Origin of the sequence: Amycolatopsis camponoti (assembly GCF_902497555.1) — a bacterium.
Classification (GTDB): domain Bacteria; phylum Actinomycetota; class Actinomycetes; order Mycobacteriales; family Pseudonocardiaceae; genus Amycolatopsis; species Amycolatopsis camponoti.
In genome coordinates, this window is record NZ_CABVGP010000001.1 from 3790141 (window position 1) to 3803583 (window position 13443).

13 protein-coding genes are annotated in these 13443 nt (G+C 69.4%); 11 read left to right on the plus strand and 2 right to left on the minus strand.

What is annotated here, in order from left to right:
* Window positions 1–46 precede the first annotated feature (46 nt).
* Window positions 47–1201, plus strand: a complete 1155-nt coding sequence (locus tag AA23TX_RS18000) for an FAD-dependent monooxygenase (RefSeq protein ID WP_155543654.1) — start codon at window positions 47–49, stop codon at window positions 1199–1201.
* A 142-nt stretch (window positions 1202–1343) separates the two neighbouring features.
* Here the strand turns inward: AA23TX_RS18000 and AA23TX_RS18005 are convergent, their stop codons facing one another.
* A complete protein-coding gene (locus tag AA23TX_RS18005; RefSeq protein WP_439328769.1) occupies window positions 1344–3140 on the minus strand; it encodes a sigma-54-dependent Fis family transcriptional regulator in 1797 nt (598 codons plus the stop codon).
* 180 nt (window positions 3141–3320) lie between these two features.
* Between AA23TX_RS18005 and AA23TX_RS18010 the strand changes: the two genes are divergently transcribed.
* The 10 genes from AA23TX_RS18010 to AA23TX_RS18055 all read left to right on the plus strand — a co-directional run bounded on the left by AA23TX_RS18010 (window position 3321) and on the right by AA23TX_RS18055 (window position 12822).
* Complete coding sequence (locus tag AA23TX_RS18010) at window positions 3321–3569, plus strand: hypothetical protein (protein ID WP_155543656.1); 249 nt, start codon at window positions 3321–3323, stop codon at window positions 3567–3569.
* Between the two features lie 105 nt (window positions 3570–3674).
* A complete protein-coding gene (locus AA23TX_RS18015) occupies window positions 3675–5327 on the plus strand; it encodes a ferritin family protein (RefSeq protein WP_155543657.1) in 1653 nt (550 codons plus the stop codon).
* 77 nt (window positions 5328–5404) lie between these two features.
* The gene (locus AA23TX_RS18020) at window positions 5405–6445 is read left to right on the plus strand and encodes an NADH:ubiquinone reductase (Na(+)-transporting) subunit F (RefSeq protein WP_155543658.1); all 1041 of its coding nucleotides are present in this window, start codon (window positions 5405–5407) and stop codon (window positions 6443–6445) included.
* Window positions 6446–6450: 5 nt separating this feature from the next.
* Window positions 6451–7620: a ferritin family protein gene (locus AA23TX_RS18025; RefSeq protein ID WP_155543659.1), complete on the plus strand. Its 1170-nt coding sequence runs from the start codon at window positions 6451–6453 to the stop codon at window positions 7618–7620.
* Window positions 7617–7988 carry a propane 2-monooxygenase effector subunit MimD gene (mimD, locus tag AA23TX_RS18030; RefSeq protein ID WP_155543660.1) on the plus strand — a complete coding sequence of 124 codons (372 nt, stop codon included), beginning with the start codon at window positions 7617–7619 and terminating at the stop codon, window positions 7986–7988. The genes AA23TX_RS18025 and mimD overlap by 4 nt, the downstream gene beginning before the upstream one ends.
* A 44-nt stretch (window positions 7989–8032) precedes the next feature.
* Window positions 8033–9070: an amidohydrolase family protein gene (locus AA23TX_RS18035; RefSeq protein WP_155543661.1), complete on the plus strand. Its 1038-nt coding sequence runs from the start codon at window positions 8033–8035 to the stop codon at window positions 9068–9070.
* Entirely contained in the window at window positions 9067–9792 is a 726-nt protein-coding gene (locus tag AA23TX_RS18040) for an iron-sulfur cluster assembly protein (protein ID WP_155543662.1), read from the plus strand. The genes AA23TX_RS18035 and AA23TX_RS18040 overlap by 4 nt, the downstream gene beginning before the upstream one ends.
* Window positions 9789–10814 (plus strand): NAD(P)-dependent alcohol dehydrogenase, encoded by a 1026-nt coding sequence (locus AA23TX_RS18045; protein ID WP_155543663.1) that lies wholly within the window; start codon window positions 9789–9791, stop codon window positions 10812–10814. The genes AA23TX_RS18040 and AA23TX_RS18045 overlap by 4 nt, the downstream gene beginning before the upstream one ends.
* An 11-nt stretch (window positions 10815–10825) precedes the next feature.
* Window positions 10826–12517 carry a chaperonin GroEL gene (gene groL / locus AA23TX_RS18050; RefSeq protein ID WP_155543664.1) on the plus strand — a complete coding sequence of 564 codons (1692 nt, stop codon included), beginning with the start codon at window positions 10826–10828 and terminating at the stop codon, window positions 12515–12517.
* Between the two features lie 116 nt (window positions 12518–12633).
* Entirely contained in the window at window positions 12634–12822 is a 189-nt protein-coding gene (locus AA23TX_RS18055; protein ID WP_155543665.1) for a hypothetical protein, read from the plus strand.
* Window positions 12823–12824: 2 nt separating this feature from the next.
* Here the strand turns inward: AA23TX_RS18055 and AA23TX_RS18060 are convergent, their stop codons facing one another.
* Window positions 12825–13424: a hypothetical protein gene (locus AA23TX_RS18060; RefSeq protein WP_155543666.1), complete on the minus strand. Its 600-nt coding sequence runs from the start codon at window positions 13422–13424 to the stop codon at window positions 12825–12827.
* Window positions 13425–13443: the final 19 nt, after the last annotated feature.

Below are 13443 nucleotides of genomic sequence, written 5' to 3' on the forward strand. Positions count from 1 at the left end.
GCCTACCGTGATGCCAACAGTTGTTGGCAAACTCGGAGGTGCCGTCATGTCCCTGCCCACCCGTACCGACGTCCTGATCTCCGGCGCCGGCCCCGTCGGCCTGGCCACCGCGATCGTCCTCGCCGAGGCCGGCGTCGATTTCGTGCTGCTCGACCGCCAGGCCGAGGGCGCGAACACGTCCCGGGCCTGCGTGGTGCACGCCCGGACCCTGGAGGTGCTGGCCGAGCTCGGCGTCACCGAGCGGCTGAAGGAGCTGGGCGTCGTCGTGCCGACGTTCACCGTCCGCGACGGCGCCACGGTGCTCGCCAAGGTGCCCTTCGGCGGGCTGCCCACGGCTTACCCGTACACGCTGATGGTGCCGCAGGACCGCACCGAAGCCGTGCTGCTGGCGCGCTTGCGCGAGCTGGGCGGCGACGTGCACCGGCCGTACGAGGTCACCGCCGTCGCCGGCGACGACACGGGCGTCACGGTCACGACGACCGGGGGCACCGTGCGCGCGCAGTACGTGGTCGGTGCCGACGGCATGCACAGCACCGTCCGCGAGCAGACCGGCATCGGGTTCACCGGCGCCAGCTACGCGGAGTCGTTCGTGCTGGCCGACGTCCGGATGAGCTGGCCGCTCGACCGCGCGGAGGTCAGCCTGCACCTGTCGCCGGAGGGCGTGACGGTGGTGGCGCCGCTGCCCGGCAGCGACGACCGCTACCGGGTGGTCGCGACGGTCGCCGAGGCTCCCGAGCACCCCGGGATCGCCGACATCCAGTCCATTGTGGACGCTCGCGGACCGGAGGGCGCGCGGTCGCGGGTCACCGAGGTCGTGTGGAGCTCACGGTTCCGGGTGCACCACCGGGTGGCCGACCACTACCGCGCGGGCCGGGTGCTGCTGGCCGGCGACGCGGCCCACGTGCACAGCCCGGCCGGCGGCCAGGGCATGAACACCGGCATCCAGGACGCGGTCGCGCTCGGCCGCCTGCTGGCCCGGGTGGCCGCCGGCGAGCCGGACGCGCTGCTGGACGAGTACGAGACCACCCGCCGCCCGATCGCGACGGGCGTGGTGGCGTTCACCGACCGGATGACACGGATGGCGACGCTGCGCCCCCGCCCGGCCCGGCTGCTGCGCAACACCGTGCTGAAGACGGTGTTCTCGCTGCCGCCGATGCGGGAGAAGCTGGCTTACCAGCTGTCCGAACTCGCCGCCCGCTGACACTCCCCGGCGAACCAGCCGAGCACAACCGCGCAGGTCTCGGGGGGCATACCCGCGGCCCCGCGCGTTCGGCAGGAACAGGTAGCCGAGTACGTGCCGACCTCTGGTCAGGCGAACAGCTCGATGAGCACGAGCCGTCGGGCTAGCGGGTCGGCGGCACGATCCCGTACTCGTGGATCTTGCGGTAGATCGTCGCCCGGGAGATGCCCAGCAGCTTCGCCGCGCGGACCTTGTTGCCGTCCGCGTCTTCGAGGCAGCGCACGATCGCGTCGCGCTCGATCGACTCGAACCGGTTCAGCGGCCGCCGCGCGACCGTGTGGAACTCGGCCGGGAGGTCGCCCGGGCGGATGGTCCCCGCCCGGCGGCGCTGGGCCACCTTCCGCAGCACCTGGTAGAGCTGGCCGGTGTTGCCCGGCCACTCCGCCCGCATCAGCAGGTGCAGCGCCGCCGCCGAGCAGGTGAGCCTGCCGCCGTAGCCGAGCTTGCTCAGCACCAGCGGGACCAGCTCCGCCAGGTCCTCGACGTGGTGGCGCAGCGGCGGGACCCGAACCGTCCGCGGGAACGACTTCAGCAGCTCCGCCAGCGCCGGCTTCGTCTCGGCCTCCGGCACGAGCGTGACGACGACCCACGGCGCGTCGGCCCGCTCGCGCAGCTCCCGCAACGTCGCCGACAGGGCGTTCGCCGCCGGCGCCGTGAGCCGGTCGGCGTGGCGGATCACCAGGGTGCGGATCGGGGCGTCGAGGTGTTCGCGCAGCAGCTCGGCCGCCCAGTCCGTGCCGGTCGTCACCGCCGCGTCGACCGACAGCAGCCGCGCCGCCGGGTGGTGACGCTGGTGCAGCCCCTTCGCCAGGGTCAGCTTCCCGGTCCCCGCCTCGCCTTCCAGCGCGACCCACTCGCCGCGCTCGTGGCCGGTGTCGAGCTCGTGCCCGCAGCGCAGCCACAGCGGCGCCTGCCCGACCACGCCCGGCAGGTACATCGGCAGCATCGGCGTCGACGGCACGGCCAGGGTCTCGTCGGCCTCGATCAGCTTCACCGACAGCACGCCGCCCGCGGTGTCGGTCTCCCGCTGGCCCGGGACGCGGCGGCAGAACACGCGCACGCGCAGGCCGCTGGAGAGCGCGAGCGTCGCCGACGTCCGGCGCCCGTCGGCCAGCGCCTCGGTGGCGTGGCTCAGCAGCACCGACTGGTCGACCGGGTCGAGCAGCTGGCGCGCCCGGTCGTTCATCATCACGATGTCCTCGTTGAACGCCAGCACGATGCCGGTCCAGCGGCGGCAGGTCTGCAGGTACGCCTGGAACAGGATCATCTCCCGCAGGTCACCGTGTCGCAGCAGTGCCTGCCGGATCTGCTCGGCGGTCGAGCGGGCCAGCGCGATGAGCAGGCCGCCCGCGTCCTTGTACCAGCAGGTGAGGTCGACCGCGCCGATCTTCTTGCCGGAGATCGGGTGGTGGATCGGCACGCCCGCGCACGCCAGGTTCTCCAGGTGCTCGGCGTAGTGCTCGTGGCCGAACACCGTGGTCGCGCGGCCGTCCTCCAGCGCGGTGCCGATGCCGTTGGTCCCGACGGACTGCTCGCCGTAGCTGAACCCGGGCACCAGCTCGACGCGTTCGAGGTGCCGCTTCAGGTCCGCGTCGCCGGTCCGCTGGGTCAGCACGACGCCGCTGGCGTCGGTGAGGATCAGGCTGATCGGCTGGCCCTCGAACTGCTCGCCCAGCTTGTGCAGCACCGGTTCCGCGCCGCGCATCAGCGGGATGTCGAGGTTCTGGTCGCCCTGGAAGAGGGGGTCGATCCGGTCGGCGTCGACGCGGAACTCCTGCGAACGCCGCCACGAGGCGAGGATCGTCTGCCGGACCGTGCCGGGCGGCACCGGTTCGGAGGTGAGGAAACGGACCCGGGTACGGGCCAGCTCGTCGTCGGCGAGCAGCGTGCCGGGCACCATCTCTTCCACGTGACCTCCACAGCTTTCCCCGCGGCCCACGTGGGTGCGGGCACACCCGTTGTGCCGCCCGTTCAGCCTAGATCCGGCTCGCGCCGCGCGGTGTCTCAAATTGAGACGGCCGGGGCGGGCGGGCAGCGGTCCGATGGACCCGGAAGAGACCGCTGACCAGGAGGAGTGCCCATGACCGCCGAGGCCGCGGAGACGTACAACCCGTGGACGATCGTCAACCTGGTTTTCACGCATCTGGCGGAACAGGGACTGCACCCGACGTTCGGCGGCGAGGGCCATCCCGGTGACCCGGCCGCGGCGCTGCTGCGCGCGCTCGGGATCACCCCGACCGTCGAAGGGGACGCGCGCGTGCGCACGGGCGTCCACAGCGAGCTCGCCGAGCTGCGCGCCCGGATGTTCGACGCGGACGAAACGCCCTGAGCAGCGGTTCTGTCTCAGATTGAGACCCGCGTCACTCGTGGCCGCCCCTTGAATGGTGAACGCAGGACGTCCGCCCCGACGGCGAGCGACGGACAAGGAGTCTCCATGAGTCGCCAGAGTGTGGCGAAAGCCCACCAGAAGATCCAGGAACTGTCGTGGGAGCCGGCGTACCACACCCCGGTTTCGCACTACGGGACCGACTACACGTTCCAGAAGGCCAAGAAGAAGGACCCGTTGAAGCAGGTCCTCCGCTCGTACTTCCCGATGCAGGAGGAAAAGGACCACCGGGTCTACGGCGCCGAAGACGGCGCGATCCGCGGCAACATGTTCCGTCAGGTCCAGGAACGCTGGCTGGAATGGCAGAAGCTGTTCCTGTCGATCATCCCGCTGCCGGAGATCTCGGCCGCGCGGGCGATGCCGCTGCTGTTCCGCACGGTGCCCAACCCGGAGCTGCACAACGGCCAGGCGATCCAGATGATCGACGAGGTCCGGCACTCGACGATCCAGCAGAACCTCAAGCGCCTGTACATGCAGAACTACATCGACCCGGCGGGCTTCAACTCGAGCCTGCGCAACTTCCAGAACGACTACTGCGGCACCATCGGCCGCCAGTTCGCCGAAGGCTTCATCACCGGTGACGCCATCACCGCGGCGAGCATCTACCTCACGATCGTGGCGGAGACGGCGTTCACGAACACCCTCTTCGTCGCCATGCCCGCGGAAGCCGCCGCCAACGGCGACTACCTGCTGCCCACGGTGTTCCACTCGGTGCAGTCCGACGAGTCGCGCCACATCAGCAACGGCTACGCGACGCTGCTGATGGCGTTGTCGGACGAGAGCAACCACCAGCTGCTCGAACGCGACCTGCGGTACGCGTGGTGGAACAACCACGCCGTCGTCGACGCCGCGATCGGCACGTTCATCGAGTACGGCACCAAGGACCGCCGCAAGGACCGCGAGAGCTACGCGGAGATGTGGCGCCGCTGGATCTACGACGACTACTACCGCTCGTACCTGGTCCCGCTCGAGAAGTACGGGCTCGTGATCCCGCACGACCTCATCGAAGAGGCGTGGAACCGGATCTGGAACAAGGGCTACGTGCACGAGGTCGCGCAGTTCTTCGCCACCGGGTGGCTCGCCAACTACTGGCGCATCGACCCGATGACGGACGAGGACTTCGAGTGGTTCGAGTACAAGTACCCGGGCTGGTACGACAAGTACGGCGCCTGGTGGGAGAACTACAGCCGCCTCGCGACGCCGAACGGGCACCACCCGATCGTCGCCGAAGACGTGAACTACGTGTACCCGCACCGGTGCTGGACGTGCATGGTGCCGTGCCTCATCCGTGAGGACATGGTGGTCGACGAGGTCGACGGCCAGCACCGCACGTACTGCTCGGAGACGTGCCGCTGGACCGACGCCGAGGCGTTCCGGCCCACCTACCAGGGCCGCAACACCCCGAACATGGGCCAGCTGGTCGGCGCCCGCGAGTGGGAGACGCTCTACCACGGCTGGAACTGGGCCGACGTCGTCTCCGACATGGGCTTCGTGCGCGACGACGGCAAGACCATGGTCGCGCAGCCGCACCTGGACCTCGACCCGAAGAAGATGTGGACGCTCGACCACCTGCGCCGGATGCCCGAGGTGCAGTCGCCGAACGTGCTGCTGAACCAGATGACCGACGCCGAACGCGCCGCGTTCGTGGCCGACTACAACCGCCAGGGCCCGGCCGGGCGCCCGGCGCCGCAGCAGGCCTGACACGAACCGGTCGTGAGTGAGAAACAGTGTTCTAACACTGTTTCTCACTCACGACCCCGCACCGAGACGGGGCTGGGATGACAGCGGAAAAGCACCGCGTCCGGTTCGAACCGGTCGGGATCGAGATCGACGTCGCCGAGGACACCACGATCCTGCGCGCCGCCGCCGAGCAGGGCGTCATGCTCATGCACGGCTGCAAGGAAGGGCAGTGCGCGGCCTGCAAGTCGTTCATCCTCGACGGCGAAGACGTCGAACACGACCGCTATTCGACCTTCGCGCTCCCCGACTACGAAAAGGAGGAGGGTTTCACGCTGCTGTGCCGGGCCCACGCCTACGAAGACCTGACGATCGAGCTGCTCAACTACGACGAGGAGATGATCCAGTCGGGGCTGCCGATCCAGGAAGCGGAAGTCGAGGTCGTCGCCAACGACCACGTCACGCACGACCTGCGGCACCTCGCCGTCCGGCTCACCGATCCGGAGCAGGCGCTGAAGTTCTTCCCCGGGCAGTACCTGGACTTCGCGATCCCGGGCACCGAGGAGACGCGGTCGTTCTCCATGGCCAACACCTCGGCGCGCGACGGGCTCCTGGAGTTCGTCATCAAGATCTACCCCGACGGGCTGTTCTCCCGGTTCCTCGACACCGACGTCGCGGTCGGCGACCGGCTCCGGGTGACCGGCCCGTTCGGGGTGTTCACCCTCCGGGACAACCCGGGCAAGGACCTGGTCTTCGTCGGCGGCGGCGCCGGGATGGCGCCGATCCTGTCGCTGCTGCGCTCCATGGCCGAGCGCGGCATCGACCGGAAGGCGACCTACTACTACGGCGCCCGCCGCGAGGCGGACCTCTGCTTCCACGCCGAACTGCGGGAGCTCGAGGAGAAACTGCCGAACTTCCGTTACGTCCCAGCGCTTTCCGAACCGGGTGACGACGCCTGGGACGGCGAGACCGGCCTGATCACCGACGTCCTGCGCCGGGCCGGCCACGACCTGACCGGAGCCGACGCCTACGTCTGCGGTCCGCCGCCGATGGTGGAAGCCGCGCTGGAACTGCTGCCCGCGCTCGGCGTCGCCGACAAGCGCGTCTTCTACGACAAGTTCACCACCACGGGCGAAGGGTAAAACCCATGACAGCCACCTCCGAACGCAGTGTGCCGAAGCCGACGTTCACCGACGCCGAAGCGGGCGCCAAGGTCTTCCCGGACTCCGACGCCCGCCGGTACAACTACTTCACCCCGGCCAAGCGTAAGCAGAGCCACTACGAAGACGTCACCGTCGAGGTCCAGCCCGACCCGCGGCACTACCTGTCCCAGGGCTGGCTCTACGCCTTCGCCGACGGCAAGGCCGGCTACCCGCTCGAGTGGACCGCGCTGAAGGCGTGGGGTTCCGACCGGCCGGTGCCCGAGCGCGGCCCCGGCTCCGGCGGCAAGGGCTACGACTGGCCCGCCCACGGCTGGCACGAGTTCCGCGACCCCAACGAGGAGTGGGAGCTCACCCTCTACCGCTACAACGCGAACGTCGTGCGCCAGCTCAACCAGAACATCGACGCCGCGCGCCAGGCCAAGGCGTTCGAGCAGTGGAACCCGAACTGGGTCGACTTCGTCGCCAAGCACGTCGGCGCGTGGATGCACGTCGACCACGGCCTCGGCTTGTACTTGTTCGCCAACGCCAACCGGCGCGCGCCGACGAACATGCACAACAACGCGATCTCGGTGAACAGCATGCACCGGATCCGCGCGGCGCAAGACCTGGCGCTGTACAACCTGACGCTCACCGAAGAGATCGACGGCTTCGACGGCAGCGCCCACCTGACGACCTGGGCCGAGGACCCGGCGTGGCAGGGCGTGCGGGAGACCGCCGAGCAGCTGACCGGGATCTGGGACTGGTGCGAGGCGATCTTCGCCGCGAACATCGTCTTCGAGCCCCTCGTCGGCGAACTGTTCCGCAGCAACCTGGTGCAGCAGGCCGCGCCCGCGAACGGCGACTTCGTCACGCCGACGCTGATCGGCGCCGAGGAGTTCGACTTCTCCGAGCGCGATCTCCGCTACACGAAGGCGATGTTCCACCTGCTGATCAACGACAAGGAGTTCGCCGGGCACAACCAGGCGCTGCTGCAGAAGTGGCTGGAGGACTGGGTGCCGAAGAGCATCGCCGCCGCCCGCGCCCTGCAGCCGCTGTGGTCGCAGCCCGACGCCAAGCCCATCCGGTTCGAGGACGGTCTCGACCGGGCGAAGAGCCGGTTCGCCGGAATCCTGTCCGAATTGGGTCTCAAAGCACCGGAGGAGCTGGGCCAGTGACTGTCTTCAAGACCGCGGAAAGCCCGTACAAGACGAACAACACCGCGTCCAACATGTGCGGCTTCACCCTGATGAACAACCAGGTCGGCGCGATCATCGCCGAGGTCATGTCCACGAAGGACAACGTGACCGTGACGCCGCTGCCGTCGATGATCCGGGTGGACGCGCAGGGCCGGACGGACCTGATCTACGCCGAGGTCGACGAGGCCGCCGGCGAGGAAGAGGGCTGGTTCAACGCGGCCGAGTTCGAGGAGAGCATGTCCACCCACTACGGGCGGATGATCCACGAGGACGACCGCACGATCATGTTCGCCAACCCCGAGGACGCGGCCGAATACCTCGACTTCGATCTCAAGGTCATCAAGTAGGAACCACAGCAGGAAGCACTCGATCCGCTCAGGAAGGATCACCGATGTACGAAAAAGACGGCGAAAAGTATTTCGTGGTGGACGCCCACACCCACTTCTGGGACGCGAGCCCGGACAACTGGGTCAAGGGGCAGGAGGAATACGCCAAGGGCTGGATCGAGTGCTTCCACGCCTACCAGGGCCTCGGCCCGAAGGAGACGCACTGGCCGATCGACCGGTTCCAGAAGTACTCCGAAGAACTGATGATGCACGACCTGTTCGAGGTCGGGCACGTCGACACGGCCATCTTCCAGCCGACGAACCTGCGGCAGTGGTACAAGAACGGCTTCAACACCACCGAAGCCGACGGCGCGCTGGCCGCGAAGCACCCCGGCAAGTTCCTCGTGAACACCACCTTCGACCCGCGTGAAGGCGACGAGGGCATGAAGGCGTTCGAGGAGCGGGTCAAGCGGTACGGCTGCAAGGGCGTCAAGCTCTACACCGCCGAGTGGCGGGGCGACTCCCGCGGCTGGAGCCTCAAGGACCCGGAAGCGGCCCGGTACCTCGAGAAGTGTGAGGAACTCGGGGTCAAGAACGTCCACATCCACAAGGGCCCGACCATCTGGCCGCTCGACAAGGACGCCTTCGACGTGTCCGATGTGGACCACGTCGCGACGAACTTTCAAGGCCTCAACTTCATCGTCGAGCACGTCGGCCTGCCGCGCATCGAGGACTTCTGCTTCATGGCCACCCAGGAGCGCAACGTCTACGCGGGGCTGGCCGTCGTGGTCGGCGGCCTGATGCACGCCCGCCCGAAGTTCTTCGCCAAGGTCATGGGCGAGCTGATGTTCTGGATCGGCGAGGACAAGCTGATCTTCGGCGCCGACTACGCCATCTGGGAGCCCAAGTGGCAGGTCGAGGGCTTCGTCGACTGGAACATGCCGGGTGACGACGAGCTGTCGGACTTCGCGCCGCTGACGGTCGACCAGAAGAAGAAGATCCTCGGGCTGAACGCCGCCCGGCTGTACGACATCGACGTGCCGGCCGAGCTGCGGCTCAAGGACCCGGAGACGGTCGAGCCCGTCGGCGTGCCGAACTCATGACGGCACTCGACGATCGGGTCGTCCGCGCCGACCACGCCGACCACGCGGCGGTGTGGTCGGCCCTCGGCACCGTCCGGGATCCCGAACTGGACGAACCCCTCACCGACCTGGGTTTCGTGGCCCGCTGCGAGGTGAGCGCGGCGGGCCACGCCGTCATCCGGCTGCGGCTGCCGACCTACTTCTGCGCGCCCAACTTCGCGTTCCTGATGGTCGCGGACGCTTACGACGCCGTCGCCGGGGTGCCGGGCCTGACCGGGCTCGACATCCGGCTCGACGACCACTTCGCCTCGGACGTCATCAACCGCGGGGTGGCGGCGCGCCGGGGTTTCGTCGCGTCGTTCGAGGGCGAGGCCGTCGACGAGCTGGACAGCCTGCGCTACGACTTCGTGCGCAAGGCCGTGCTGGCCGGCACCGACCGCGTCTGCCGGACCCTGGCCGGCACCGGGCTCGACCCGGCGTCGCTGACGCTCGGCGAGGTCCCGCCCGGGCCGGACGTCGAGCGGCTGCGCGCCCGGCGCCGTGAGCTGGGCCTGCCCGCCGAGGACGGCGACCCGCTGCTGCTCGACCCGGCCACCGGGGCGCCGGTGGCTCCCGCCGACGCGAAGCGCCACCTCGCTTTCGCGCGGCTGACCCGCACGAGCATGGAGGTCAACTCGGGCGTCTGCCGCGGCATGCTGCGCGCCAGGTATTCGCTGACTTCGGATGAGGAGGGCACGGGATGAAGGCCGTGCGGCTGCAGAAGTACCACCAGCAACCGGTGATCGAAGAGGTACCGGAGCCGCGTGCCACCGGGCCCTTCGACGTCGTGGTCAAGATCGGCGGCGCCGGCGTGTGCCGCACCGACCTGCACATCATCGAAGAGCAGTGGGCCGAGAAGTCCGGCGTCGCGCTGCCGTACACGATCGGCCACGAGAACGCCGGCTGGGTGCACGAAGTGGGCCCGGCGGTGTCCAATGTGGAGGTCGGGGACACGGTCATCCTGCACCCGACGCCGACGTGCGGGCTGTGCCACGCCTGCCGCGCGGGTGATGACATGCACTGCCCGAACGGGAGCTTCCCGGGCATCGACTCCGACGGCGGGATGGCCGAGTACCTGCTGACGTCGGCGCGGGCGTGCATCAAGCTCGACCCGGCGACGCAACCGGAGGACGTCGCCGCACTGGCCGACGCGGGCATCACCGCCTACCACGCGGTGCGCAAGGCCGTTCCGCAGCTGTACCCGGGTACCACCTGCGTCGTCAACGGCGCGGGCGGCCTCGGGCACATCGGCATCCAGTCACTCAAGGCGCTCACCGCGACCCGCGTGATCGTGGTGGACCGCAACGCCGACGCGCTGAAGCTGGCGGCCGAACTGGGCGCCGACGAGACGGTGCTGGGCGACGGCAAGCAGGTCGACGCCGTGCTCGACCTGACCGACGGTAACGGCGCGGAGGTCGTGCTCGACTTCGTCGCCGAGCAGGGTGCCCAGCAGGACGCGTTCGCGATGACCCGGCGCGCCGGGTCGCATTTCGTGATCGGCTACGGCAGCAACATCGACATCCCGACCATCGACCTCATCTCCACCGAGCGCAACATCGTCGGCAACCTGGTCGGCACCTACAACGACCTGGTGGAGCTGATGGTGCTCGCGCAGGCCGGGAAGGTCACGCTCCACACGAGGAAGTACCCGCTGGACGCGGCTCTCGACGCACTGGCCGACCTCGATGCCGGACGCGTGCGCGGTCGGGCCATCCTCACACCCTAGGAGCAGGAAACATGGCGAAGGAACTGCGGTTCGGCTCGGACGCCCGCGACCTGCTTCTCGCGGGCGTGGACAAGCTGGCCGAAGCGGTCAAGTCCACGTTGGGCCCCAAGGGCCGCAACGTGATCATCGAGAAGATCACCGGCTCGCCGGTGGTCACCAACGACGGCGTCACCATCGCCCGCGAGATCCACCTGAAGAACCAGTTCGAGAACATGGGCGCGCAGCTGGTCAAGGAAGCGGCGATCAAGACCAACGACGTCGTCGGCGACGGCACCACCACGGCCACCGTCCTGGCTCAGGCGATCGTCCACGAAGGCATGCGGGCCATCGCGGGCGGCGGCAACCCGGTGCTCGTCAAGCGCGGCATCGACCACGCCGTCGGGCTGCTGGTGGCGCACCTGGAGAAGCAGGCGCACCCGGTGGTGTCCGAACAGGACTACGCGCGGGTCGCGGCGATCTCCGCCAACGACGACGACACGGTCGGTGCCGTCATCGCGAAGGCCCTGCACACCGTCGGCGACGGCGGCGTGGTGACGGTCGAGGAGTCGCCGTCGATCGGGATGAGCGTCGACTTCGTCGAGGGCTTCGAGTTCGACAACGGCTACCTCTCGCCGTACCTGGTCACCGACCCGGGCCGGCTGGAGGCGGTGCTCGACGACCCGTACATCCTCATGTCCGCGGAGAAGATCACCAAGGTGCAGCAGCTCATGCCGTTGCTGGACAAGGTGATGCGGGCCCCGCGGCCGCTGGTCGTGATCGCGGAGTCGATCGAGGGCACGGCGCTGTCGATGCTGGTGCACAACCACGTCAACGGCACGTTCCAGTCGGTGGCCGTGCGCGCGCCCGGCTTCGGCGACCGGCGGCTGCACAAGCTGGAGGACCTCGCGGCGATCGTCGGCGGCGCGGTGCTGTCGAAGACGTCCGGCTTCAGCATGGAGACGATGACGCTGGAGCACCTCGGCCGGGCCAAGCAGGTCCGGGTCACCGAGAACAACACGACCATCGTCGGCGGCGCCGGCACGTCCGACGCCGTCGAGTTCCGGGTCGGGCAGCTGCGGGCGGAGCTGGAGCGCGCGCAGTTCGGCGTCGACGAAGACGTGCTGACCGAGCGGATCGGCGCCCTGACCGGCAAGGTCGCGGTCGTGCGGGTCGGCGCGGCCACGCCGGCCGAGCTGAAGGAGCTGCAGCACCGGGTCGAGGACGCCCTGTCGGCGACCCGGGCGGCGATGGCCGAGGGGATCGTGGCGGGCGGGGGAGCAGCGCTGCTGCACGCCGAGAAGGCCTTGGAGAACCTGGGCCTCTCGGGTGATCAGGCGATCGGCGTCGAGATCGTGCGGCGCGCGCTGGCCGAACCGGCGTTTCTCATCGCCCACAACGCGGGTCACCCGGCGCACGAGATCGTCGCGCGCACCCGCGAGCTGGGTGACGACGAGGGCTTCGACGCGCTGCACGACCGCTACGGCGACATGGTGGCGATGGGCGTCGTCGACCCGCTACGGGTCTGCCGCTCGGCGATCCAGAACGGGGCGTCGGTGGCGGGCCTGCTGTTGACGACGAACTCGCTGATCGCCGAGGAGCAGACCCCGTGGGGCGGCAGCGCGGCCCTGATGACCGAGTTCGGCCCCCTGGACGAGGGCCTGCACCAGCCCTCGCCCGACGCGAGCACCCCGCAGTCCCTCGGGATGGGCCCCTCCGTCGGCTGAGCCTTCGTCCGCTCCAGCCCACGGAGATCGGAGGTCCCCTCGCCCGCGTCCTGAGCGCGGGTGAGGGGACCTCTTCCGTGCTGCGGGGGCCGGGCTTCGGTGCCAGGCTGGTGATCATGACGCACTACGTGATGGCCCAGACCCTGGCGACGGTGACCGAGCTCGAGGCGAAGGGCTTCCTCGGCACGGTGGGCAAGATCGCCGCGGCGACGGTGATCTTCTTCATCGCGATCGGGCTGGTGGTGGGGCTGCTGCTGGGGTTCTTCATCGGCCGTTCGGTGGGCCGGCGCCAAGGCCCGCGCTGACGTCAGCTCACCAGGCCGTGGGCCGCCAGCTCGCGGCCGGCCAGCTTCTCGATCACGTCGCGGTCCCGCTCCCGCCAGCCGGTGGCCACCTCGCCCAGCGACGCCAGGCGTCGCAACGGCTGGGTCGCCAGCGCCCGCAGGGCGAGGACGTCCAGACCCTCGTCGCCCATCGCGCGCAACCGTGCTGCCGCGGACGCCCGGCGGGTGAACTTCCAGCGCAGCGGCAACCACGTCACCACCAGCGTCAGCACCGGCAGCGCGATGATGATCGCCGCCATCCACCACGCCAGGTTCTCCACCGCCTCGATCTGCCACCGCCCGGAGTCGACGAGCTTGGTCCCGACGTCCGACCCGCCGTGCAGCGCGTTCGCCAGCTTGTCGCCGATGAGGGGGATGCCGCCCGCGGAGCTCGCCGCCGAGTCGAACGTCCCGCGCAGCCCTGTCCCGGCGTCGACGAGCCCGTCGCCCGGCGCCCGCAGCTTCAGCACCTGGTCGTACACCGACGTCCCCAGCCAGACCGCGAAGATCACGAGCAGCAGGGCGAGCAGGTCGCTGACGAGCTGGGCGGTGCGGCGGATCGGCCGTTCGGCGTAGAGCTGCATCGGGACGCCTTTCGCGGTG